Annotated in this window: 20 protein-coding genes; 5 read left to right on the forward strand and 15 right to left on the reverse strand. The window is 36.0% G+C overall.

The features are described from left to right. Positions 1–19 precede the first annotated feature (19 nt). Positions 20–1267: a DEAD/DEAH box helicase gene (locus ACODST_RS08155; RefSeq protein ID WP_488931622.1), complete on the forward strand. Its 1248-nt coding sequence runs from the start codon at positions 20–22 to the stop codon at positions 1265–1267. Here ACODST_RS08155 and ACODST_RS08160 read toward each other — a convergent pair. The 3 genes from ACODST_RS08160 to aroC all read right to left on the reverse strand — a co-directional run bounded on the left by ACODST_RS08160 (position 1264) and on the right by aroC (position 5966). Then, positions 1264–3456 carry a response regulator gene (locus ACODST_RS08160; RefSeq protein ID WP_488931623.1) on the reverse strand — a complete coding sequence of 731 codons (2193 nt, stop codon included), beginning with the start codon at positions 3454–3456 and terminating at the stop codon, positions 1264–1266. The genes ACODST_RS08155 and ACODST_RS08160 overlap by 4 nt on opposite strands. A gap of 118 nt (positions 3457–3574) precedes the next feature. Next, positions 3575–4855, reverse strand: a complete 1281-nt coding sequence (locus ACODST_RS08165; RefSeq protein ID WP_488931624.1) for a dicarboxylate/amino acid:cation symporter — start codon at positions 4853–4855, stop codon at positions 3575–3577. Positions 4856–4907: 52 nt separating this feature from the next. Next, a complete protein-coding gene (gene aroC, locus ACODST_RS08170; protein WP_488931625.1) occupies positions 4908–5966 on the reverse strand; it encodes a chorismate synthase in 1059 nt (352 codons plus the stop codon). A 188-nt stretch (positions 5967–6154) separates the two neighbouring features. Between aroC and ACODST_RS08175 the strand changes: the two genes are divergently transcribed. Continuing rightward, positions 6155–6979 carry a UDP-2,3-diacylglucosamine diphosphatase gene (locus tag ACODST_RS08175; RefSeq protein WP_488931626.1) on the forward strand — a complete coding sequence of 275 codons (825 nt, stop codon included), beginning with the start codon at positions 6155–6157 and terminating at the stop codon, positions 6977–6979. A 158-nt stretch (positions 6980–7137) separates the two neighbouring features. Continuing rightward, positions 7138–7635: a hypothetical protein gene (locus ACODST_RS08180; protein ID WP_488931627.1), complete on the forward strand. Its 498-nt coding sequence runs from the start codon at positions 7138–7140 to the stop codon at positions 7633–7635. A gap of 83 nt (positions 7636–7718) precedes the next feature. Here the strand turns inward: ACODST_RS08180 and ACODST_RS08185 are convergent, their stop codons facing one another. From ACODST_RS08185 to ACODST_RS08215, 7 genes are all read right to left on the reverse strand, one after another. Next, on the reverse strand, positions 7719–8141 hold the full coding sequence (locus tag ACODST_RS08185; RefSeq protein ID WP_488931628.1) for a protease complex subunit PrcB family protein: 423 nt from the start codon (positions 8139–8141) through the stop codon (positions 7719–7721). Between the two features lie 26 nt (positions 8142–8167). Continuing rightward, positions 8168–9304, reverse strand: coding sequence for an N-acetyl-alpha-D-glucosaminyl L-malate synthase BshA (gene bshA / locus ACODST_RS08190; RefSeq protein ID WP_488931629.1), 1137 nt, complete (start codon positions 9302–9304; stop codon positions 8168–8170). A 609-nt stretch (positions 9305–9913) separates the two neighbouring features. Then, on the reverse strand, positions 9914–10396 hold the full coding sequence (locus ACODST_RS08195; RefSeq protein ID WP_488931630.1) for an ABC transporter ATPase: 483 nt from the start codon (positions 10394–10396) through the stop codon (positions 9914–9916). Positions 10397–10493: 97 nt separating this feature from the next. After that, positions 10494–11285, reverse strand: coding sequence for a (Fe-S)-binding protein (locus ACODST_RS08200; protein WP_488931631.1), 792 nt, complete (start codon positions 11283–11285; stop codon positions 10494–10496). A gap of 128 nt (positions 11286–11413) precedes the next feature. Then, a complete protein-coding gene (locus tag ACODST_RS08205) occupies positions 11414–12745 on the reverse strand; it encodes a 4Fe-4S dicluster domain-containing protein (protein ID WP_488931632.1) in 1332 nt (443 codons plus the stop codon). A gap of 16 nt (positions 12746–12761) precedes the next feature. Further along, entirely contained in the window at positions 12762–13727 is a 966-nt protein-coding gene (locus ACODST_RS08210; protein WP_488931633.1) for an MlaD family protein, read from the reverse strand. Between the two features lie 51 nt (positions 13728–13778). Beyond that, the gene (locus tag ACODST_RS08215; RefSeq protein WP_488931634.1) at positions 13779–14897 is read right to left on the reverse strand and encodes an N-acetylmuramoyl-L-alanine amidase family protein; all 1119 of its coding nucleotides are present in this window, start codon (positions 14895–14897) and stop codon (positions 13779–13781) included. 82 nt (positions 14898–14979) lie between these two features. Between ACODST_RS08215 and ACODST_RS08220 the strand changes: the two genes are divergently transcribed. Together ACODST_RS08220 and ACODST_RS08225 are read left to right on the forward strand one after the other, a co-directional pair. Further along, positions 14980–17682: a putative LPS assembly protein LptD gene (locus ACODST_RS08220; RefSeq protein WP_488931635.1), complete on the forward strand. Its 2703-nt coding sequence runs from the start codon at positions 14980–14982 to the stop codon at positions 17680–17682. Positions 17683–17793: 111 nt separating this feature from the next. Then, positions 17794–18174 (forward strand): RidA family protein, encoded by a 381-nt coding sequence (locus ACODST_RS08225; protein WP_488931636.1) that lies wholly within the window; start codon positions 17794–17796, stop codon positions 18172–18174. Here the strand turns inward: ACODST_RS08225 and ACODST_RS08230 are convergent. The 5 genes from ACODST_RS08230 to ACODST_RS08250 form a co-directional block, all read right to left on the reverse strand. Continuing rightward, entirely contained in the window at positions 18155–18529 is a 375-nt protein-coding gene (locus tag ACODST_RS08230; protein WP_488931731.1) for a methylglyoxal synthase, read from the reverse strand. The two genes, ACODST_RS08225 and ACODST_RS08230, sit on opposite strands and share 20 nt — an antisense overlap. A 10-nt stretch (positions 18530–18539) precedes the next feature. Then, entirely contained in the window at positions 18540–19391 is an 852-nt protein-coding gene (locus ACODST_RS08235; protein ID WP_488931637.1) for an N-acetylglucosamine kinase, read from the reverse strand. A 122-nt stretch (positions 19392–19513) separates the two neighbouring features. Next, on the reverse strand, positions 19514–20518 hold the full coding sequence (gap, locus tag ACODST_RS08240) for a type I glyceraldehyde-3-phosphate dehydrogenase (RefSeq protein WP_488931638.1): 1005 nt from the start codon (positions 20516–20518) through the stop codon (positions 19514–19516). A 94-nt stretch (positions 20519–20612) separates the two neighbouring features. Further along, the gene (gene pfkA / locus ACODST_RS08245; RefSeq protein WP_488931639.1) at positions 20613–21599 is read right to left on the reverse strand and encodes a 6-phosphofructokinase; all 987 of its coding nucleotides are present in this window, start codon (positions 21597–21599) and stop codon (positions 20613–20615) included. Positions 21600–21907: 308 nt separating this feature from the next. Continuing rightward, the gene (locus tag ACODST_RS08250) at positions 21908–26389 is read right to left on the reverse strand and encodes a translocation/assembly module TamB domain-containing protein (protein ID WP_488931640.1); all 4482 of its coding nucleotides are present in this window, start codon (positions 26387–26389) and stop codon (positions 21908–21910) included. Positions 26390–26496 lie beyond the last annotated feature (107 nt).

Below are 26496 nucleotides of genomic sequence, written 5' to 3' on the forward strand. Positions count from 1 at the left end.
AATTCTTAATTCGTAAGATATGTTATTCGAAGATTTATCACTTTCAAAAAGTATACAAAAAGCCGTATTTGAAGAAGGCTATCTAAACCCCACACCTATTCAGGAAAAAGCCATTCCGGTTGTTTTAGCCGGAAGGGATCTTATTGGCTGTGCGCAGACAGGTACCGGAAAAACAGCTGCTTTTGCCATTCCTATTATTCATCAGCTTCACCGGATTGTAGGTTCATCAAAAAAAGCCAAACAGATTCGTGCCCTGATTGTAACCCCAACACGTGAACTGGCCGTTCAGATTGGTCAGAGTTTTGACACGTATTCCAAATATACCAACTTAACCCAGCTGACCATTTTTGGGGGAGTTTCGCAAAATCCCCAGGTTGATGCTTTAAAAAATGGTGTTGATGTTTTAGTGGCAACTCCGGGCCGATTGCTGGATCTGCACAAACAAGGTTTCCTGAATCTCGACCAGCTGCATACTTTAGTACTGGACGAAGCAGATCAAATGCTGGATATGGGTTTTATAAACGATGTAAAAAAGATTGTAAAACTGACACCTAAGAACAGACAGACCTTATTGTTCTCTGCTACGATGCCGCTTGCTATTCTTGAACTGGCAGAAATGTTTTTACAGGATCCTGAAAAAGTAGAAGTATCGCCTGTTTCTTCTACAGCCGAAAATGTCGAGCAGCGTATTTACTTTGTAGACAAAACCGAAAAAAGAAATCTGCTGTACCATTTGATAAAAAACGAAAACTTATCAAATGTGCTTGTTTTTGCCAGAACCAAACATGGTGCTGACAATGTGGTAAAAGCACTTCGTAAAAAAGAGATTCCGGCAGAAGCTATTCACGGAGACAAGTCACAAAATGCCAGACAACGGGTTCTGGAAGCCTTTAAAAATAAGGAAGTTGGTGTTTTGGTCGCTACAGACATAGCTGCAAGGGGAATTGATATTGAGCAGCTGCCTTATGTTATCAATTTTGATTTACCCAATATCCCTGAAACTTATGTACACCGTATTGGCCGTACAGGACGTGCCGGAAACGGAGGTATCGCTATTTCTTTTTGCGGAAAAGATGAGCATCCGTACTGGAAAGATATCCAGAAATTAATAAAGGTAGATGTTAAAACGATTAGTGATCATCCTTATCAATGGCATGCCGGAAGTCCGGAACCTGGTGAAAAACCTAAAAATTCAAACCGAAGCGGAGGCGCTCACAAGTCCAGAAAATCCAATACCTCTAAAAAGAATAAAAAACGCTGGTATTAACCAGCGTTTTTAGCTTCGTTTATCAGATAATTCAGAATTTTAAAGAGCTTAACCGGTTCAAACGGTTTTACAATAATGTCATTCATTCCAGACGCAACAGCCTCCTCCGTTATTTCGTCTTTATCAAATGCCGTAAGTGCTACAACCGGAGTTTTTATTCCCTGCTGGCGTATCCGTTTTGTTGCTTCAAATCCATTCATCAAAGGCATATTAATATCCATCAGAATAAGATCAAATTCTTCTTTCTCCAATATGGTAAGAGCAGCAAAACCATCATCCACAACTTTACAGATAAAATTGTTCTTTTCGATGATTTTTTTAGTCACCAGTTGATTGATCTGATTGTCTTCCACAATCAGAATTTTGTAAATTTCGCTGGAAGTTAAGTCCACTTCAATATCTTCTATGATTTTTCTTGTTTTTAAAGGGTCATACTCTAAAGGAATTACAAAAGAAAATGAAGTTCCTGCCCCCAGATCGCTTTCTAAAGTAATTGTACTACCAAAAAGACCTAACAATCGTTTTACAATACTAAGTCCCAGTCCTGTTCCCTGATAGTCTTCATCTTTACGACCTACCTGTACAAATTTTTCAAAAATCTTGTTCTGATCGACCGCTGCAATCCCCACGCCGTTGTCTTTTATTAAAAAGTGCAGGTAATACATTTTTCCTTCAATCCTGTCTAATTTTACAGTTATATCTACTTCTCCGTCTTTGGTAAATTTGAGTGCATTACTCACCAGATTCATTAAAATCTGTCCAAGACGCAGTTTGTCCCCTATTAAATATTCCGGAATTGCCTGGTCAATTGCTACGTTAATTTTATTATTGTTCTTTTGAGATAAAAAAGCCAGTGAATTTTTAATCATAGTAATTTCATCCGAAATATTAAAAGTGAGGCTTTCCAGAACTACTTTATTTTCTTCAATTTTGTTTATCTGAAGAATATCATTTACCAGTGACAATAAATACCGGGCCGAAAACTTCAGGGCACTTAAATGCTGGCTTTGTGATAATTCTTTATGTTCCTCCAAAAGCATATTAGTAATGCCTACAACACCGTAAAGCGGAGTGCGTAATTCATGGCTTATAGTGGAAATAAACTGGGTTTTGAGCAGAGAGGCCTCTTCGGCAATTTCTTTCGCCTTTACAAGCTCTAAATTGTGTTTTTTCCTGAAATCAATATTTTTAATTAAAGTCACTATCAGGAAAAGAAGAATAAATGAAATAAGAATAAAGAGAATAACAATAATTCTTGATTTTTTAAGACTCTGTGACTGTGAAGACTTTTCATTTTCAATTTTATCAATCTGTCTTTTGTATTCGTCCAGTTCCAGATTAAAACCAGCCAGAGAAGCTTTTTTGAGCTTTTCCTGATTATAAAGTTCAGCTGTAATCTCATTAAACAAAAGCAGATGTTTATACGCCTGCTCATAGTTCTTTATTTTATTCAAAAAACGGGAATATTCCAAGTGCGTATACGAAAGATCAGACTGTTCATCGCTGTTCTCACCTGCCGCTATCGCTTTTAAAAAATACCGGTTTGCGGCAGTCTGGTCATTAATATGGTTCGCATACATCCCGTTAAGCATATACACTATAATTTCGGTAGCTTTGGCGCCGTATTTTTCGGTATTATTTTCAACAAATTTCAAATACGGATAACCTTCCTTAAACTTGCCAACATCAAAATAAGCCCAGGCAATATTAACGTTTGTAAAATACACCTGGTTCATATCGTTTATTTTTAAACTATAGGCAATGGACTTTTTATAATAATGAATTCCTTTATCAAACTGTTTCTTCTCAAAACAATAAATATTGCCAATATTGTTATGCAGACTGTATTTTATAGAATCATTATTAGTTCTGTTAGCATAATACAAAGCCCTGTTATAATAAAAGATAGCTTTATCAAATTCAGCCAGCTCACTAAAATTGGCCGCAATCACTTTGTATGATTTAGCAATTAAATTATTGTCTTTAAAAGCCGCTGCCTGATTTAAGGCTACTCTGGAAGTGACGAGTGACCTTTCAAAATTAGAATCTTTGTAATAAATCCAGGCTTCTTTTATAAGCTTATCGATTTTTTTTTCAGAGGGTGTTTCAGATTGTGCTAGAGCCAGATGACTGAAACAATTCAGAAACAAAAAGAGAAGTACAGGTAAAAAAATCCGTTTTGGGGGCATTAATCGGCTAGTTTTATCAAATATACACTTAAAAATAAAAAAAAGCTGTATTTTCTATAAAAATACAGCTTTCTTTTTTATCTCTGTCACATTCTTTTTTCTTACGAAAAAAAATGTTTTAAGCTTCTGATACAGTATCAGTTTCATTATTACCTTCCCATTGACCCACTACTGAAGTTGCCAAAGCATTACCTAAAACGTTTGTAGCACTTCTGAACATATCACAGAAATGATCTATTGGCAGGATTAAAGCAATACCTTCAACCGGAATATCAAACATACCACAGGTCGCCGCCACTACAACAAGGCTGGCTCTTGGTACACCGGCAATTCCTTTACTGGTCAGCATCAAAACCAATAACATAGCCATTTGAGTCCCTAAATCTAAATGCACGTTATAAAACTGTGCAATAAAAATACTGGCAAAAGTCATGTACATCATACTTCCGTCGAGATTAAACGAATAACCAAGAGGCAGCATAAAGGATACAATTCTGTCTTTTACACCAAAAGCTTCCAGTTCTTCTGTCAGCTTAGGAAAAACCGCTTCACTGCTTGTTGTTCCAAACGCAATAGCGAGAGGCCCGACAATACGTTTTAACAGGTCAATCATTCTTCCTCTCAGAAAAATAAAACCAACCACTATTAAAACAACCCACAGTGTACCTATCCCTAATAAAAAAGAACCAAAAAACTTAAAGTAAGTAATCAGAAGCTCTTCTGCATCACGAATGGCAAAAACAGCAGCAATGGCACCAAAAACTCCAATTGGAGCAAAGTTCATTACATAATTAACCATTTTAAGCACAATATGCGACACCTTATCAAGTGCATTTATAACTGGTTTAACCGTACTTCCTAAAGAAGCGGCGGCCAGACCAAAGAAAATAGAGAATATTACAATCTGCAAAATCTCATTGGTCGCCATTGCTTCAATAATACTTTTAGGAACAATATGTTCTACAAAATTCTCAAAAGATAAGTTTTGTGTTTTAGCTGTTACTTCTGAAGCCGAAGCCATATCAACATGGCTTAATTTTAACCCAACTCCCGGTTCCAGGATGTTTACATAAAACAACCCTATTAATAAAGAAATAAATGAAGCTGTAAAAAACCATCCCAGCGCTTTTCCTCCAATTCTTCCTACCGTTTTTATATCTCCTAATTTGGCAATTCCCACGATTAAAGTGGTAAAAACCAAAGGAGAAATAATCATCTGCACCAATCGGATAAAAATAGTAGCGAGCATTTTAATTTTAGTACTAAATGACTGCGCCGCTTCGGGTGAAATAGAGTTATGCAGTATAATTCCGAGAGCTGCTCCCAAAACCATTGCAATTAAAATCTGTCCTGTTAATCCTGTAATAAATGATTTTTTCTTCGTTTCTGTAACTAACATTACTTTACTTTTTAATTATTAAAATATAAGACCCTCACTGCCTTACTTTTTATTAATATGTTTTGTTGATCAGATAAAAATCAGCCAAAACAATCGCAGCCATTGCTTCCACAATAGGCACTGCACGAGGCACCACGCACGGATCATGACGTCCTTTTCCGGTCATAGGTGTAATATTTCCTTTATTATCCAGAGAATCCTGAGTCTGCATGATAGTCGCAACCGGTTTAAAAGCTACCCTGAAATAGATATCCATCCCGTTGCTGATTCCGCCCTGAATTCCTCCTGAACGGTTCGATTGAGTAGTTCCGTCCGGATTGTATAAATCATTGTGTTCACTTCCTTTCATTTCAGAACCTGAAAAACCGCTTCCGTATTCAAAACCTTTTACGGCGTTTATAGAAAGCATCGCTTTTCCTAATTCAGCGTGCAGTTTATCAAAAACCGGCTCACCTAAACCAACGGGAACATTTTGAATTACACAGGAAACCACACCTCCAACGGTATCGCCCTGCTTACGGATATCACGAATATATTCTTCCATAACTGCTGCCGACTTTTCATCCGGGCAGCGAACCGGATTACTTTCTATTTTAGAAAAATCCAGTTCCTGGTAAGGCGTATCCAGGTGAATTGGCCCAACCGAAGAAACATAAGCATGAATTTTAATTTCAGGAAGCATCTGTTTGGCAATTGCCCCTGCCACTACCCTGCTCGCGGTCTCACGTGCAGAACTTCTTCCGCCTCCGCGATAATCACGAAATCCGTATTTCTGATCGTATACATAATCAGCATGACTTGGTCTGTAATTATCTTTTATATGAGAGTAATCGTCTGATTTCTGATTGGTATTCGGAATAATAAAACCAATTGGCGTACCAGTAGTTTTACCTTCAAAAATTCCGGATAAAAACTGAACGCTGTCCGGTTCTTTTCTTTGTGTTACGATAGCTGACTGTCCTGGTTTTCTTCGGGACATTTCAACTTCAATCGCTTCGAAATCAAGTTCTATTCCTGATGGACAACCATCAATAATTCCGCCTAAAGCTTCACCATGAGATTCTCCAAATGTGGTAACTTTATATAGGGTGCCGTAGCTGTTTCCTGCCATTGTTATTTGTTTTGAGCAAATGTAAGTTTTATGAATTAAATTAAAAAATTAAAAATTGGTAATATTAATTAAAGATTAAACAGTTTAAAAATCACAATTTATTAAAATTGACTTCAAATTAGTAACCTTTTGATAAAATAAATCTGACCGGATATTATTTTATTTGCTGAACTTCAAAATACGAAAAATTGAAAAAACGAAATGTCGAACTGGTCATTATTTCTGATGTCCATTTGGGAACTTACGGAAGTCACGCTAAAGAGCTAAACAACTACCTGTCAACCATCAAACCTAAAACCTTAGTACTCAATGGTGATATTATTGATGCCTGGCAGTTTAGAAAATCCTATTTCCCAAAATCACATTTAAGGGTCATTCAGAGAATTATTGGTATGGCTTCAAAGGGTACCAAAGTATATTATATCACCGGAAACCACGATGAAATACTTCGAAAATTCAGCGATATGAATATGGGTAATTTTTCACTGGTGGATAAATTAGTATTAGAACTGGACGATAAAAAAGCCTGGATTTTTCACGGAGATGTTTTTGATGCGTCTGTACAGCATTCTAAATGGATTGCCAAGCTGGGCGGTTTAGGTTATGATTATCTCATTCTAATGAATCGTTTTGCCAACTGGTGTCTGGCAAAACTGGGCCGTGAACCGTATTCGTTTTCCAAAAGAATAAAAGCCAGCGTTAAAAAAGCTGTAAAATTCATCTCTGATTTTGAAACAACAGCAACTGATCTGGCCATTGAAAAAAATTACGATTATGTAATCTGCGGTCATATACACGAACCTAAAATCCTTACTAAGGAAAACAAACACGGTTCTACTTTATATCTTAATTCGGGGGACTGGGTCGAAAATTTAACAGCACTGGAATACCATAAAAAGCGCTGGAAGCTATATTCTTACACACACAGTAATTTTACCGAAGAAGAAAATCTTTTTGAAATGGAAGACATTCTTACCTCGCAAATGTTATCCAACATCATCCTAAAAAAATAACAAAATCCCAGTAAAATAAAGCCATCACACGCTTTTTAAAAAGCAGAACCTTTCGTCTGAATTTAAAAAAATGTGAATTATATAACAATTTCTAAAAATGTTATACGTTCTTCCTATACAAGGAAATTTAAATTTGACAAAAATTAATTAACCATTTTATGAAGAAGATAATAGTATCTGCCATTATGCTTTTTGGATTAGCATTTACGGCTCAATCACAAGAAATTTCAAAACACGCTTTAGGATTACGTTTGGGGGACAATAACGGATTTGGAGGAGAAGTATCTTACCAATTAGGATTAAACCAGAAAAACAGACTTGAATTTGATCTGGGATGGAGAAACAGCAGTGATGTTGACGCTATAAAAGGGGTCGCCCTTTACCAATGGGTATGGAACATTGACGGCGGCTTTAACTGGTATGCCGGTGTAGGGGGAGGACTTGCAGCCTGGGATCATGATTATTACAACAATAACTACAGATACAATGACAGCGGTACGTATGTTTTTGCGGCCGGGGATATTGGTATAGAATACCGTTTTAAAGAAGTGCCTATTACCCTGTCATTAGATGCAAGACCAGAAATTGGTTCCGGTTATTATGACGATGACAACTTTGGATTTGACGTTGGTTTAGGCGTTAAATTCCGATTCTAATTAAAAATAAAAAATAATTGTAAGAAGAAACCTGTCGTTTAAAAGCGACAGGTTTTTTTTATTTATTCCGGCAGAAATCTGCCTTATTTAATAATAATTTCTTTTTTAGAACGCACTTTTACAACAGTATAAGGATAACTGATTACCTGCATTACCATAGCATCCGGAGCAGGACTGTTTTCTTTTATGGTTATGATAATATTCTTATCTGTTTCTTCTACTTTCTCTACTCCTATTGAATAACCTCCGGTGTTTTTCTCACCCATATTAAGAATAACATAATTGGAATTGTTAATATCATCATGTTTCATTTTATCGGCCAAAAGCGGATCATTCTGAAGCATTTTGATTTCATTAGGTTCTGTAAGGATTTCAAAGAATTTTATATTTCCGCCTCCGCTGGACTGTTCTGTTAACACCTCATACAAAGCGGCGGATTCTGTAGTTTTCTTAGCACCGCAGGAAATTAAAATAAAAACTGCTAAAACCGGAATTACTTTTTTCATGTACTCAAATTTTCAGATTACTATTTCTATTCTTTATAATCGTCTATTGCTTTTTGATATAAAGCTTCATACTTAGGCAGAATGTTTTTAATATCAAATTTTCTGGCTACTTCCAGTGCATTGGCTTTAAACTCACTCAGTGTTTTATCATCTTTTAAGATTTTAACAGCATTGGCCGCCATTTCTTCGACATCGCCTACATTACTTAAATACCCCGAAACCCCGTCAAAATTAACTTCCGGCAGACCTCCTGAATTACTTGAAATAACCGGTACACCGCAGGCCATAGCTTCCAGCGCTGCCAGTCCGAAACTTTCTGTTTCTGAAGGAAGTAAAAACAAATCGGTCATACATAAAATCTTATCAATCTCATTGCTGTTTCCAAAGAAAATTACTTTGTCGTAAATTCCCAGTTCCATGCACAAAACCTCTGCTTTTTCTTTCTCAGGTCCGTCACCTACCATCATTAGTTTGGCAGGCATCTCTTTCTGGATATTATAAAAAATCTTGATGATATCCGGAATGCGTTTTACTTTTCTGAAGTTGCTGATATGGGTCACAATACGTTCCTCTTCTTTAGCCATTACATAACGATGGCACGGAGCATTTGGATCTTTTTTCACTTTGTCCAGTTCAATAAAATTAGGGATTACCTTTATCTTATTTTTAATTTTGAACAATTTCAGAGTATCATCTTTCAGACTTTGTGAAACTGATGTCACATAATCTGATTTATTTATACTGAACGTTACCGCCGGTTTATAAAACGGATGGTTTCCTACCAGTGTGATGTCAGTTCCGTGCAGAGTGGTAATCATTGGAAGGTTAATTCCTTCGTTTTTCAGCATCTGTTTTGCCATATAACCTGCATAAGCATGAGGAATGGCATAATGCACATGCAGCAGTTCAATTTTATACAATTTCACCATATCTACCAGCTTACTGGACAAAGCCAGTTCGTAAGGCTGATAATGAAAAAGAGGATATTCCGGAACGTTTACTTCGTGATAATGAACATTAGGATTCAAAAGTGCCAGTCTCACCGGCTGACTATACGTTATAAAGTGTATTTCGTGTCCTCGTCTGGCTAGCTCAAGGCCTAATTCTGTAGCTACTACACCACTACCGCCAAATGTTGGATAACAAACTATTGCTATTTTCATGGATTAAATTTAATTCTACGAAAATACTCAAAAATAGCGTTGAATTGACCTTTTGAATTGTTAGATTTTTGTAAATCCTTAGAGATCTCAGATAATTAGACAGTTAGATTCTATTCGCTTTTAATTTTAATCAGGAGCAGGAAAAGTCGTTACCTGGAGAACCTTCTCTCCCGCTGTTCGCTAAATTCCCGATTAACAAAAACTACGGCCGAAAAAGCCTTGTTTTTCTAAATCGGGAGATACCGCTTCCATCGGGGCTAGATAGAATCTTTTTGTTTTTACAATCACTTCTCCTCAAAAAATCAGGAAGGATGCAGACCTTTAAACATTTGGCCTGTAAAATAATCAAGTATAAAAAAAGCAATTAAAACCAAAAGAATAAGTGTAATGACTATTATTTTTAATGTTTTCATAATATAAAATTATATCCAAAACTAATCTCAGCGAACTTTGTCAAATTTAAAAACTTTGATAAAGTTAAAACCATTATTTTGTCATTCCTGATAAAACCTGAAACTTTAAACGAGATTTTATCCAAACTGGCGAAGCAAACAACAAAAAAAGGCATGAAACCTAAATTTCATGCCTTTGTCCTTATCCTATTTTTTATTAGAAAAACCTGCTGTGCCAGCTGTCTGCAGCCGGAACTTCCCAGGCTTCATTAAACTCTTCAATATTGGTAACGAGATTGTTAAAAACAACTGTATTTGCGGTTACCGCTTTATCCTTGACCATTTTCTTAAAATCGATCAAAGGTTTGTGTGCAATATGTTCGCCCAGTTTAAAAGTAACATTCATTTTATCAAGTAAATCAACGTTATACTTTTTCTCTAATCCCTGAATAAACTCAACTGAGCTGTCAATAGAACAACCAGTTGCAGCCTGCACTTCCTGATTTACAGCCAGAATAATAAAACGGTTATATTTCAACAGAAAAGAAGCTTCAAGACTGGTTCCATGTGCGGCCCATTCTTCTACAAAAGCTTTTAAATCGGTTTCTATTTCAGAAAACTCTTCCTCAGAAAATTTTCTGTTCGATTGGTAAATCCACACTTTTGATTCACCAGGTAAATTTTCAAAAGGTATATACATTTTAATTTTAAATTTTAGATTGTTGCTTTTAGATTCTTTAAAGTACTTCAGACTAACAACCTTAGTAATTTAGTACCTCAGAACCTTACTATCTTTTTTAAAGATCCTGTGCATTTGCAATTAACTCCGCAATGTCCATTACTTTTACGTCACCCTCTTTATGTGCATGCTTGATACCATCAGTTAACATAGTGTTGCAAAACGGACATCCGGCAGCAATAATATCAGGCTGTACTTCCAGTGCATCTTCTGTACGCAGTACATTTACTTCTTTATTTCCGGGCTCCGCATCTTTAAACATCTGAGCTCCTCCTGCCCCACAGCATAAACCGTTGGCTTTAGAACGTTTCATCTCAACTAATTCAACATCCAGTTTCTCAATTAAATCTCTGGGCGCTTCATAAACTTTGTTTGCTCTTCCTAAATAACATGGATCATGAAAAGTAATTTTCTTTCCTTTAAACTGTCCGCCCTCTACAGTCAGTCTTCCATCATTAATTAACGATTTTAAAAACTCTGTATGATGAATAACCTCGTAATTTCCTCCCAATTCAGGATATTCATTTTTTAGTGTATTAAAACAGTGTGGACAAGCCGTAACAATTTTCTTTGCCTCGTAAGCATTCAGGACTTCAATATTCATCATGGCCTGCATCTGAAACAAAAATTCGTTACCAGCTCTTTTAGCAGGATCTCCTGTACAGCTTTCTTCTGTACCTAAAACGGCAAAAGAAACATTTGTACGGTTTAAAATACGCACAAAAGCTTTTGTAATCTTTTTTGCTCTATCATCAAAACTTCCTGCACATCCTACCCAAAACAAAACTTCCGGTTGTTTTCCTTCTGCCAGCATTTCTGCCATTGTTGGTACTACTAAACTTTCTGACATCTCTCTCACTTTTGTTAAATAGGTTAATCGTTTATTTGGTTAATCACACTCTTTGTCACAACCTTACCAAAAACCTTAAATATTTTCAAATCTATTAAACGGTTACACAAATAACCGATTAAACTTTTTTAATTCTCGTTTTTCCAGTTTAAACGGTCCTGCTGGCTGTACTGCCACGGTGCCCCATTGTTTTCAATATTCGTCATCATGGCATTTAGCGGCATTGGTGCGGCACTCTGCTCCATTACTAAATAGCGGCGCATATCCATAATGATCGATAACGGACTGATATTTACCGGACATTCTTCTACACAGGCATTACAGGATGTACAGGCCCATAATTCTTCGGGAGTGATATAATCATTTAATAAAGACTTATTATCTGGTACAAAAACACCTTTGTTGGCATCTATATTTTTCCCTACTTCCTGTAAACGATCTCTTGTGTCCATCATAATTTTACGGGGAGACAATTTTTTTCCGGTCTGGTTGGCCGGACACGAAGAAGTACAGCGTCCGCATTCTGTACAGGTATAAGCATTTAAAAGCTGTACCCAGTTTAAATCCTGAACGTCGCTGGCTCCAAATTTTGATGGAACGGCATTCTCATCGGCCGGAGCAGCTGCAAACGGATCGGCATTAGGATCCATCATTAATTTCACTTCTTTGGTCACCGAAGCTAAATTATCAAACTGTCCTTCCGGTTTCAAATTGGCAAAATAAGTATTCGGGAAAGCCAAAAGTATATGCAGGTGTTTTGAAAAATACAGATAGTTCATAAACACTAAAATACCAACAATGTGCAGCCACCAGAAAGCTTCAAATAAAATCACCACCAATTCATTGGACATACCGTTAAAAAGAGGCGCTATAAACTGACTTACCGGAAAACTTCCTGCTCTATGAAAAACACCTCCCGGAACACTCTGCAAATGCAGATCGGCAGCATTCATCAACAAAAACAGGATCATCAGAACTGTTTCAAAATACAAAATGTAATTGGCATCACTTTTTGGGAAACCGTTCAGATCCGGATTGATAAAACGTTTTAATTTCACAACATTTCTTCTGATCCAGAATACCGTTACGGCAGCAATTACCAAAATAGCCAGTATTTCAAAAGAAGCAATTAAAACATCGTATACGACACCTAAATAAGGTGCAAAAATTCTGTGGGTACCAAACAAACCATCGATAATAATCTCAAGCAGTTCGATATTAATAATTATAAAACCTACATAAACTACAATATGCAGAACTCCGGCTATGGGTCTTCGTACCATTTTAGACTGTCCCAAAGCAATCAGCGCCATGTTTTTCCAGCGTTCTTTCGGATTGTCTTTACGATCAACGTCGACTCCTAACTTAATATTTCTGATGATCTTTTTTACACTCACCGCAAAAAAGCCAAAGCCTGCTATCAGAAGAACAGCAAACAAAATATTGTCTAAATAGCCCATTCTTTATTAAAGTTTATTATTTTTTATCAGTTGAATTTGTATCTTCAGCAGGTGCTACATAAGGTTTGTTTTTCTTTCCAAAAAGGGAAACATTTACATAACGGGTTGGGTATAAACGAACATCCTGCAATAACAATTCAAGCTCCTTTGATGTTTTTGCCAGGTTATTATACAACGCATCGTCGTTCAGCAATTTACCTGCGGTGCCTTTTCCTGAATTTAAATTAGCCATTAAACCGTCAACTTTAGCAAGCGCCTGATTAAGGTTACGAACCGTTTTTCCTAAATCGGCTTTGTTTAAAGAATCCGATATTTTATTGAAGTTACTTGACATTTTATTAAAATTCGTCACGACTCCGTTAATCTGGGATTTATTAGTATCTAAAATAGTATTGATACTTCCTGAAGCTTTATGAAACTGTTCCATGGTCTGGCTCAGCTCGGCTAAAGTTTTCTTTAAATCTGCCTGTCCTTTTTTGTCTAAAACATTGTTCAGTCCGCTCACCAGATTGTCAATATTGACAAGCATTGCATTGAGTTTTTGTTCAATTGGCTCAATTTTTCCCCCTAAAGATTCAGTTAATCCTAATTCAACTGCCGCATCCAGTTTCTGTCCGTCCTCTGACGGTTCTGAATCAGCAAGATTTGGAAGAATTTTGATTTGTTTTCCGCCTATTAAACTTGGTGAATATAAAGCCGCTTTACTGGTTTTAGAAATTGGAAAATCAGTTTTCAGCTGAAGTTCAACCAGAAGTTTTCCGGTATCTTTATTAATAGTAATTTTATTTACTTTTCCAATAGCCAGTCCGTTTAAAGTAACGGCAGCTGACGGTGATAAATCTTCTACATTATCGTATTCCACATACAAGGTATGATAATCGGTAAAAAGGTCTTTTCCTTTTAAAAAACTGTATCCCCAGATAAATAATAATATTGATGCGATGACTAAAATAGCCGTTTTAATTTCTCTTGTTACTTTCAAAATTCTAAGTGTTTGTTACAAAATTAATACAAATATCCGAACTTGTGACGATTATTTAACAGCGTCCTGGATACTAATCTTCTCTCCGTCTTTGGTAGCTACCAAAAAAGCAGCGCCATATCCTTTATCCTTAGCCTCTTCCAGATATTTTTTGGCGGTTTCGTAATTAGAGGTTTCCTGATAGAAATATTTGTAAATATTATTTTCGTATACCATCGTTACATTTTTTAAACCTTTAAAGTTTTTAGGCTCCAGCGGTGTGTTTTTGATACTGGCAATAAGCTGTACTTTAAAGAAAGTTCCTTTTGGAGCATTTTTTACGGTTTCTACGGTTTTAGTTTTAGCAGGAGTAGAAGTGTCTTTTACCGGTTTTGCTTCGGCCGCTTCGGGAGTCCCGGAACCAAAATATTCTCTTTTATAACTTAAGATGGCTTCAGCAATCGCTTTGGCAATATCGTCCTGACCTTCTTCTGAATTGAGTATATTTCCTTCGGCTGGGTTAGAAATAAAACCTGTTTCTACTAAAACTCTCGGCATATAAGCTTTGTGAAGTACCATAAACGGAGCCTGTTTCACACCTCCCTGTCTGATTTTTTTACCCAGTCTTTCAAAGTTATCTTCAATTTTACTGGCCAGCGAAATACTGTTATCCAGATACTCTTCCTGCATTAAGGTCATTCCAATCATAGATTCAGGAGAATTAGGATCGAAACCTTCGTATTTACGTTTATAATCTTTTTCAAGAGTAATTACCGAGTTCTCTTTTTTTGCAGCTTCCAAATTTGAGGCTACTTTACTTAAACCCATTACATACGTTTCCGTACCGTCTGCTGCTGTATTTTTATTAGCATTACAGTGTATTGAAACAAAAATATTCGAATTGGCTCTGTTGGCAATATTGGCTCTTTCGACCAAATCGATAAACACGTCGGTTTTACGGGTATAGATTACATTGATATTCGGATTAAGCTCTAAAATTTTCCCCACTTTCAAAACAATAGCTAATGCAATATTTTTTTCAATCCGTCCGCTGTAAACTGCACCAAAGTCGTGATCTCCGTGACCGGCATCAAGTGTTACTTTAAAAACATTTGACTGACTGTAGGCGCAAAATGAGACTATTGTTAGAAAAAAAGTAAAGATTACCTTCATTTTGTTGAAACCATTCATAAATTTAAAAGTTAATTTTAATAAAACGCAGCTGTTATAATTTTTACAATTGATTATTTTTGCCAAAAAATTATATGTAAGTTTGACATGTCAAAAAACAAGCCATAATTTTACAAAAATAGCATTTAAACCTTTGCAGACAAACTTATTTAATATCGTTTTAATATCATTTTTCCTAACTTTAGGATATGGTAATTTATATTCGCAGGAAACAAAACCTAAAAAAAAGCCCTTACCCGCTGCAAAACAAGAAGATAAACCCAAAATAATTCCAAATGACACTATAAAACTTGATACTGTCAGGCCCACAAAGACTTTTCTGGACGGAAAAGTAAAGTACAAAGCTAAAGATTATGCTAAAATCGATCAGAAGAAAAAACTGATTACTTTGTACAATGAAGCCGAATTGTATTATAAGGATGTCGAATTAAAATCGGGTATCATTGTTTTAGATTACCAAAATGACGAAGTATATGCCGGAAGGATAAAGGATTCTGCCGGAGTTTTGATACAATACCCTAACTTTAAACAGGGAACCAGTGAAGTACAGCCGGACTCTATCCGTTTTAATTTTAAAACAAAAAAAGCCTTAATATACAATTCAAGAACCAAACAGGGAGAACTTAATATTAAAGCCGCTGTTACTAAAAAAGAAAATGATTCTGTTTATTATCTGAAAGGAGCACGTATTACTACTGCTTCGGATATTGACAATCCGGAATATTACTTCCAGACCAACAAAATTAAGTTTGTACCGGGTAAAAAAATCGTAGCCGGTTTAACTCAAATGGTAATTGCAGATGTCCCTACACCATTGGCACTGCCTTATGGTTTTTTCCCTTTAAGTCAGGAAAAAAGTGTTTCAGGTATCATAATTCCTAGTTATAACGATTCCAATACCAGAGGTTTCTCATTACAAAACGGAGGGTATTACTTTGCTTTAAGCGATAATTATGATTTGACGGTGCTGGGTGACTACTATACCAACGGAAGTTATGCTATGCGTTTTGAATCCGCCTATGCCACCCGATACAAATACCGCGGAAATGTTAATATCCGCTTTGAAAACCTGATCAGCAGTGAGAGAGGATATCCTGATTATTCGAAACAGAATATTTACAACATCCAATGGTCACACTCTAAAGACACCAAGTCTAATCCAAATTCGACTTTCTCTGCTTCTGTGAATATGGGTAGTAGTAAATACTTCCAGCGTTCTATCAACCAGGCCAACGTTGGATCTAACCTGAACAATACTTTAAGTTCTTCTATTTCATACAATAAAACCTTTAACACTATACCGGGATCCCGTATTTCGTTATCAGCTACCCACCAGCAGAATACGCAGACCGAACAGATTATCATGACACTTCCAAACCTGCAGGGAAGTATTGACCGTGTTTATCCGTTTGTAGGTAAAGACGGGGTAAAAAAAGGTTTTATAAAAAACATCAACTTACAATACAACGTAACAGGTAAAAACAGTATCACCACTACCGATTCGCTTTTTTTTAAACCGCAGATGTTCAGAGATGCCCAGATAGGAATGCAGCACTCTATTCCTATTAGTACCAACTTCAAAATATTCAAATATTTTAGTGCAGGAGCTTCCACAAATTATCAGGAAACCTGGGTTACTAAAACTATTGAAAAAGGATTTGATGCCAGTCAGGGTGTGGTAGCAGACAAAACAATAAATGGTTTTGATTCTTACCGGACTTATAATCTGAGCACCAATTTAGGAACAACTATTTATGGTACGTTTAATTTTGGCGAAGACAAAAGAATTCAGGCTATACGTCACGTCATGAGACCAAGTATAACGTATTCCTATACACCAAGTTTTGAAAGATATTATGACTATTATACGGTAGATGCAGCCGGTAAAATCTCGACAGATCAGTATTCGAGATTTGCAGGAGGTATTTACGGAGCACCAGGACTAAGCAACTCCAACATTGTAGGTTTCTCTTTAAGCAACACTTTTGAAGCCAAAGTAAGGGACCGCGACAGCACAAAAACAGAACCTAAAAAAATCATGCTGTTAAACAATTTAAACTTTAATACGAGTTACAATTTTAGTGCAGACGGAAAACAGACTCTGGCATGGCAGCCTATTGTAGTAAGCGGCGGAACGCAGTTTTTTGACAATAAAATGAATATGAACTTTGGAGCTGTTTTAAACCCTTACGCTATCGATAATGCCGGTAACGTAATCAACAAGTACAACATTGACAACGGCGGAAGTTTATTCAGAATGACTAGTGCCAATATTACCATGAACTATTCGTTTTCGAACAAAGATTCCGGAAAAGAAAAAAACACTCAAAGCCAGCGAAACGGAGGTCGAAATGACGACTTATTTGGAACCAATACCGACTTAAACGACAGCCGGAACAGTCAGTTTGCTAATGAGCCGGACCGGGAAGAAGATGTTATATCTGAGTTTTTCAGTTCTAAAATACCATGGGATATGACAATGGCTTATTCCTTAACTTATTCTAATGCAGCCCGTGAAAATAAAATTACCGGAAACTCGATCATGATTTCTGCTAATATGGACATTACGCCAAAATGGAAAGGTGGAGTTTCTACCGGTTACGATTTTGTACAAAAAGGGGTTACTTTTACCCAGTTCCGTTTTGAAAGGGATTTATTGAGCTGGAGAATGGCTTTTAACTGGACACCTCTTGGAACAAACTCTAACTGGAATTTCTTTATTGGAATTAAATCCGGTATGTTAAGCGATATTAAGTGGAATAAACGAAGTACTTTAAACAGATAAATCGCTGCTTAAAACGCTTTATTTATTACAAAACAACCGTTGTTTAATCTACAGATCTCAACAAAGAAAACGACAGTTCCTTATTTTTCTAAAAAGTAAATACAACGAGATATGAAAAAAATAATCTTTACCGAAAAAGCCCCGGCTCCTATCGGCCCTTATAACCAGGCTGTTTTATCAGGCAATACTCTTTATGCTTCCGGGCAAATTGCCATTAATCCGGCAACCGGAGATTTGATAACTGACAATATTAACGATGAAACGCATCAGGTAATGCAGAATATTGCTGCAATTCTTGAAGCTGCCGATATGACTTTTGAAAATGTTGTTAAATCAACCATTTTCATTATGGACATGAATAATTTTGGTGCGATCAATACAGTTTACGGATCGTATTTTAATGAAAAAACCGCTCCAGCACGTGAAACGGTTCAGGTGGCATGTCTGCCTAAAAATGTAAATGTTGAAATTTCTATAATTGCTGTGCAATAGCATTTAATAATAATTGTGCCGTTGCTTCATTGGTTGCCAGCGGCACATTATGTACATCACAAACACGAATCAGCATATTGATATCTGCTTCATGAGGATGGCTTGACAAAGGGTCTTTAAAAAAGAACACCATATTGGTTATTCCTTCTGCTACCCTGCCAGCAATCTGCGCATCACCTCCTAAAGGTCCCGAAAGCATTCTCTGCGTTTTAAATCCCGCTGCTTCCGCTTTTCCTCCGGTAGTTCCTGTACCAATCAATCTGATTTTTTCATGGTGCAGTACCGCTTCATTTTTAATTAAAAAATCAATTAAATCTGCTTTTTTACCATCATGTGCAATAATGGCAATTTCCATAAACCCGGAACTATTGATTAGCGACATGGTAAGCAATTAAACCATCAATAGGTCTTCTTAATACATTTCCTAATTTAAGCTCGTATTTATCGAAAGTTTCCTGTAATTCATCTTTCAGATAAAAGGCAATAGAACCAACAAAATGTACCGGAACTTCCTTGCAGTTATCAAACTGTCTGATGTAGTTTTTTACAAAAGATTTCATTCCTTTGAAAATAATTTTTCGGCAGAATTCAGTGTCTTTATGTTTGATTAAAAACTTAGCATAAGTCGCTAAATAAGCATTCGGATTTGGCTCTTTATATAATTTGTTTTTAATAAAATCAGGATCAACATCGTACTCTTTTTCAAGTTCAACAGCCAGTTCCTTAGGCATTTTATTAAAATAGTATTTTCTGATTAGTTCTTTTCCAAAAACGTTTCCGCTGCAGTCATCCATTACGATATATCCTAATGACTGAACTTTTTGATGCAATACTTTACCATCAAAGTAACTGCAGTTTGACCCGGTTCCTAAGATCGATACGATTGCTTCTTCGCCTTTTGGAGTTGTAGCATAAACAGCCGCGTATGTATCTTCCTGAACATCTACAATAGCATTCGAAAAATACTCCTGAAATACCTGCTTTAAAAACTGCTGCATTCTTTCAGTTCCACATCCAGCTCCGTAGAAGAACAAATGTGTTGCATTTTTTTTATTTTGTAAAATATCAAAACGATCGTTTAGTCTTGAAATAATTTCCGGTCCGTCAAGGATTTCAGGATTTAATCCTAAGGTTTGTGTTGTGAACAATACTTTTCCATTATCATCAATTGCAATCCAATCGGCTTTAGTACTTCCACTGTCAACTATTAATTTCATTTCTTTTGTTTTTTGGATTAGTTTTTCTTCAATAAGTGTATTTTTTACATTAATTAAAGACGTAACAAAATAAGAAAATCCCGTTACTTGGTGATAACGGGATTTTGCAAAAATATGTATTATTATTTTAAACCTGCGATATGCACAGATAAATCGATCAATTTGCTTGAGTATCCGTACTCATTGTCATACCATGATACTAATTTGAAGAAAGTTGAATTTAAACCAATTCCTGCAGTAGCGTCAATGATAGAAGTTCTTTTATCAGAAATAAAGTCCTGAGAAACTACTGCATCTTCAGTATATCCTAAGATTCCTTTTAATTCGTTTTCAGAAGCTTTTTTCAATACAGCCATAATTTCCTCATAAGAAGTTTCTTTAGCCACTTTTACAGTTAAATCTACTGTAGAAACGTCAGCTGTAGGAACACGGAAAGCCATACCAGTTAATTTTCCATTCAATTCAGGAATAACTTTTCCAACCGCTTTAGCAGCACCTGTTGAAGAAGGAATGATGTTGATAGCAGCAGCACGTCCACCTCTCCAGTCTTTTCTGGAAGGTCCGTCAGCAGTCATTTGAGTTGAAGTAGTTGCGTGAACTGTAGTCATTAAACCTTCAACAATTCCGAAGTTATCATTGATTACTTTAGCTAAAGGAGCTAAACAGTTTGTAGTACAAGAAGCGTTAGAAACAACTAAATCAGAAGCTTTTGCAGTTTCGTGGTTTACTCCCATTACAAACATTGGAGCATCAGCAGAAGGAGCAGAAATGATTACTTTTTTAGCTCCGCCTTTTAAGTGCTCGCTTGCAGTTTCAACAGTTGTGAAGATACCAGTACATTCAGCTACTACATCTACATCAACTTCGTTCCATTTTAAGTCAGCAGGGTTTCTTTCTGCCGTGATACGGATATTTCTTCCGTTTACATATAATTTTCCTTCTTTAACTTCTACAGTTCCGTCGAAACGACCGTGAACTGAATCATATTTTAATAAGTAAGCCAAGTGATCTACATCTAATAAATCATTGATCGCTACAACCTCTACATTATCTCTGTTAAAAGACTCTCTAAAAACGATTCTTCCGATACGTCCAAATCCGTTTATTCCTAATTTTACTTTTGACATTTTACTAAATTTTGCTTTTGTTTTTATTACACTAATTCAAAGTCTAATTTCCTCACAATAAACTTCTTTTCTTTTTAAACTTTTGTCTTATATATTATGTCGACATAATGTCTGACACTCTTAATAATTCTCTGTCGATTTCAGATTTCCCTTTGATTGCCTGCTCAAGCGGAGTTAAAACTACTTTATCTTCTCTAACCCCAACCATATAGTTGGATTTTCCTTCTAATAAAGATTCTACTGCTTTTACACCTAAACGGCTTGCCAGTACACGGTCAAAACAAGATGGTGAACCACCACGCTGCATGTGTCCTAATACCGAAACACGCACATCATATTCAGGTAAATTAGCTTCAACATAATCTTTCAATTCGAATACGTTTTTACCAATTTTATCTCCTTCGGCAATTACTACTATACTGGATGATTTTCCTGAAGCTTTACTTTTTTGAAGAGAATCTAAAAGTCTGTCAAGACCCAAGTCTTCTTCAGGAATAAGAATTTCTTCTGCACCGGCACCAATTCCGGCATTAAGGGCAATGTGACCAGCATCTCTTCCCATAACCTCTACAAAGAACAAACGGTTATGCGAACTGGCAGTATCTCTGATTTTATCAATACAGTCAACAACAGTATTCAAAGCAGTGTCATAACCCAACGTATAGCTTGTACCGTAAATATCGTTATCAATTGTACCCGGAATTCCCATTACAGGAAAATTGTATTCTGAATTAAACACCAAACCTCCGGTAAAACTTCCGTCACCACCAATTACAACCAGCGCATCTACCCCGGCTTTTAAAAGGTTTTCGTGCGCCTTTTTTCTACCTTCCGGTGTTCTAAAGTCAACTGAACGGGCTGATTTCAGGATCGTTCCTCCTTTATTTACAATATTGTTTACACTACGGGGACCCATTTCTTTAAAATCTCCTTCGATCATTCCTTGATACCCTCTATAAATCCCTATGCATTCTATATTATGAAAAGCACATGTTCGAACAACAGATCGTATTGCAGCATTCATTCCAGGTGAATCTCCCCCAGAGGTCAGAACACCTACTTTTTTTATTGTTTTTGACATTATTTAAGTATTAAAGTTGTAAAATTAGCAAACATTCATCACTTTTCAGGTTGTATTTATTATTAATTAATAAAATCTGTTAAATTCAAACGTTTTCGTTAATAAGTTTTTTAATACCAAAAATTTCATTTACAATAATAAATACCCCATTTTTTAATTAATTCTTTAAAATTAACATTAGACAAATGAAGTGTTATAAAAATCTTAAATTCAAAACTTTGGCAAAAACAACCAAAACTATAAAATTAGCATAAAAAAACCCATTCGACACAGCGAATGGGTTTTTATAGTATTTTTTTAACAGCAGGCTAAAAATCGTTATCCGGAATCAGGCCTTCATTATTGTTCTGAGGTCTCGGTTTTTTCTCTTCTTCTTTCTCTGGTTTCTTTTTCTCCTTCTCCGCTTCTTTAGCACTTTTAAAATTCAGATAATCAGGGTTTAGATTAGAATCCTGATAATCGTCTGATTTTTTTATAGCTCTTTCAAGTTTATGACTTTTAAACAGTTTGTTTACCAATTCGCTGAACGTATCAAAATCAACCTCATACGAGATACCCACACCCTGCGTATATCCTATTCCCTGTCCTATGTAATTAATATCGTTTTCCTTATTAAACAAACGCAGGTTCATGGATCCGTCTTCATTTACACGATACAAAATTTCAATATCCCCTACAATAGCAGATTCGTTTACACCTCCAACCGGAACCCCTACTTTACCGTTGATTGAAATCCTTTCGTTAATTTGTGAAGAAATATTGGCTACAAACTGCCCGTCTGCTTCCTGCCCTAACCTCCTGTCGGCCGAGATAAAATTCAGGTTAATATCAATAAGATCATTATCCGATTTTATAATATTCCCCAGCAGACTGGCTGCAGTTTCGGCAAAGGTTCCCGATAAATCACTTTGATTAAATCCGTCCTGGCTCATAAAGGATCCTGTAGACAACAGATACAAAGCCTGAGTCTGACGAATATCTTTGTCGTCCAGTTTATATTGTATTTCCGATTTCAATACATTACTCACCGAAGGGAACTGAATATCAAAATTAGGCTCGGGACTTGTTAAATCTCCTCTTAAACCAATTACAACTTCTACCGGAACTTTTTTATTAAAAGAAGAGTTATCCAGTAATACAGCCGGGTTTGCCGAAGTCCTGTAAACGGCTTCTAAATTCAGCTGTGCTTTCATCGGGTTACCTTCCCAGATAATAGAACCTCCTTTTTTAACCGCAAACTTTTTATCAATCAATCCGCCGTACTTAAAGTTATAGGTTCCTTCGTAAGCCTGGAAATCCCCCCACATATTAAATTTACCCAGAGTATTAATTTTAAACAGTAACGAACCGTATCCTTTTCCTTTCATACCATGACCGGAATTTCTGTCGAGAATTACCTCTACCTCGGCATCTGGTGTAATATCAAAGTCAAACTCCAGTTCCAGACCATTATAGTTTCGGGTTCTTTCTACAATACCCTTAGAGAGGTTGTATTTTTCTTTTGGCGTCACAAAATGGATCCAGCTGCTTTCACCGGAGTTCTGGACATTACTGATTGGAATCTTAACTTCGGTTCCTTTTTCAGATTTAGCATCTACCTTAATAAACAAACTTTCGGTTGGTCCTTTAATACTAGCGGTCCCGTTTATAAAGGCGGTTCCAAAATAAGCCGCATCTTCACTGTCTTTTGTATCCAGCGCTACCAGTCGTTTTGAAGTAACGGTCAGATCCAGTTTCCAGTCGCCAAAATTATGATGCTCTATTGTTCCGTTCAGCAGTCCCTTGGTACCATATTTAGTATCGGTAAGCTGATTGTTTCTAAACAGAAATTTCTCATCGGTTAAATCAATCACCGTACGGTCGCTCAATTCGTAATCGGTATTCAGGTACGGAATGGTCATTCCGGCTTTTTCAACATACAAACGTCCGTTAATTTCCGGTTTTTTAACATTCCCGACTACCGCGGCATTCCCCGAAACCGATCCTCTGATATTAGACAAAACATCGCCTCCTACAGTTCCTAAAGTAGCCAGGTTAAAACCTTCAAGTTTTAAATTCAAATCCAGGAATGTTTCTTTGTTTTCTACAGCAAAAGTACCGTTTGCCCTGAACGATTCCGCAAATCCGTTTACAATTGAGGAATTTACCGTGAACTTCTTAAAACTCTGGTCACCCGAAATATCAAAATTCAGGGTACCTAAATCAATTTTATTCAAATTAAGATGATCTACCACAATATTGGCTGTAGGCTGGTAAACATCCCTGTTCTGCTTATAGTTGATACTCCCGTTTAAATTTCCATTAAAAACAAACTTCGAGTTGTAAGGTGTAATCTTATTGATGTCAACATCTTCAAAAGTTAGAACAACGTCTTTATAATCCTTACCTTTAATAATACCATTTAAATCAATCTTTTGATTCTCGTGCGACAATACAATATTATCAATGGTAAAGTTTTTAAAATACTGATCAAAAACAATTTGATTGTCTTTATTAGCATCTTCATTCAAATACCATAAATAATCTTTAAACTTCATTTCCGATTTTTTAATCCCAACGATATTGTTTTTCTTTTTATCGATGGTATGAAATAAATCCAGATTGAAATAATCCTGTCCTTTGTCTCCCCCTTTGAACTCAGAACGCACAAACAAAGTATCTTTTGAAGTGACATTGATTAAATTAAAATCGCGTATTTTATAATAAGGGGTTTTAATACTGTCCAGTTCAACAAAGGCATTATAAAGCGGGTTTTTATTATCGATGCTGATCCGGATATTGTCAAAAGTATTTTTAGCAGCATTAATCTGCTTAGACCTGAAACCAAATTTAAATTCCTGCAGATCCGAATCTATTTTTCCTCTCACCACGGTACTGGAATCGATTTTAATATCAGGATACAGCATTTCTACTACCTTATTATATACATGAAAATTAAAACGGAGAAACTGCCCCTTTTTTACTTTATAAGGTTTGTAGTTGGTATACAGGCTTCCCACCGAATTCATCACCAGTTTATCTAACTGGCCAAACTGGAATTTACCTACTATTTTCCCTTCTACTATATCCGAAGAATTAATAGTGATTGTTCGAAGTTTATCGGCATCAAAATTGGAACTTATAATCACTTCATCAAACACATAAGCCGCCTGCGGATTTTGATATTCAGCATCTTTGATAATAATATTCCCCTGAAGATTTTCGATAGAATTTCCGGTTACCTGAACAACGGCATCTCCTTTAAAACGAGAAATCGAATCATTGACAAATTTTAACTTTCGTAAATCTGAATTTTCAACATTGATATGGAAATCATAACGGCTTACCTTTTTACTTAAATCAACCAGTCCGTCAAATGTTAAGCCTAAATTAGGATCACTAACTGAAATCTGTCCTTTATAATATGGCAGCTTAAAATTACCATTAACCACAATATTACTGTAATTGTAATTATTGTAATACAGTTTCGAAATATCCCCTTTAATAATAGTATTCAGGTATTTTTCGGTAAAACCGACTCCGTCTACATCCAGATTGAGGGTCGTTCTGCCAATATCCTTTCGGCCCAGCAGGACTCCGACATTGAAATTGTCCAGAACAATATTACCGGAATAGGAAGCTTTATCGATAAAATCCATATTATTCATATGAAGATCTACTTTACCGTTTCCTAAATCGGTCGCTATTTTAAAATCAGTTTCCAAATCAGTAGTTGAGACTTTTGCCTTTCCTGTGATATTAAACTTGCCTATTCGTTTCATCTCTTTAGGAAGCTTTTTCCCTAAGATTCCGGGCAGTATAAAAACAAGATTATCATAACTGGCAATAACTTTATCGAATTTTCCGTCCATAGAAAACTTCTGCTCCTTTGTTCCCAGCAGGTTTCTGAAATTAATAGTCCCAAAAATTTTAGTACCATTCGCATCACTAAGTCTCAGATGATTCAGGTCCAGATTATTTAAAGGTCCTTTTAATTTTGTTTTGAGTTTAAAATGCTGGTTTTTACCCAGTCCGTCGTAAAAATAACGAATATCATTAGACGCTATCGAAGAAGAATCCAGCGCCACATCGAACTGAACTTTATCTGTAAAATCCAAGAAGTCTTTAATCTTATAGTTCAATATGGCTTTACCATAAATCCAGGATCTTTTGGTTTTTATGGCCAGGTTTTCAACTTTAATCTGTTTTTTGGTATAACTAAATTTTCCGGCAAAATTAGAAACATACAAACCTCTGTGATCTAAAAATGAAAATCTGTGAATGATGGTATTGACATCCGGCCCGTATAATTTAAAGTCGCTGATATAGGCATTTAATTTTTTAAAATCTAAAAATCGGGGTGTTCTTTTATTTTCGTCTACCACAGAAAAATTTCCACCGTCAATATAGGCATTACGGGCTGTTAAAAGAAAATGTTTATTCGATTTTGGCGTTTTCTCTCCCGTTTCAAACAAGCTGATAAACTTGTTCATATTGTTTTCGTCTTCGTTTTTGTAGGTTTTCAGATTAAAAATCAAACCTGTTAAACGTACATCACCAAAAATGAGGTCGCCGTCTATAAGCCTTTTTATACTCAGAATATCGGTAGTAATAATATCCGAGTAAATAAGTGTTTTTTTATGATGATCTAAAATGAGTACTTTTTTAAGTTTTACCCCGCCAAAAATATTAATGGCCGCTTTTTCAATGCTGATGTTCGTTTTAAAATCAGTGTTAAGCGTTTCGGTAATGTATCTTGCAATTTTAGTCTGTACGACAGGCAGAGACAATGTGACAGCCAGTACCAGCAAAAGTAAAATTAAGCCAATCAGGGTTCTGGATACTATTTTCTTAACTCTTTTGATAACTGCTATTATTATTGTTTTTCTATAAATTTAATTTGAACAGACAAAGGACG

The organism is Flavobacterium sp. FG19 (assembly GCF_057809475.1).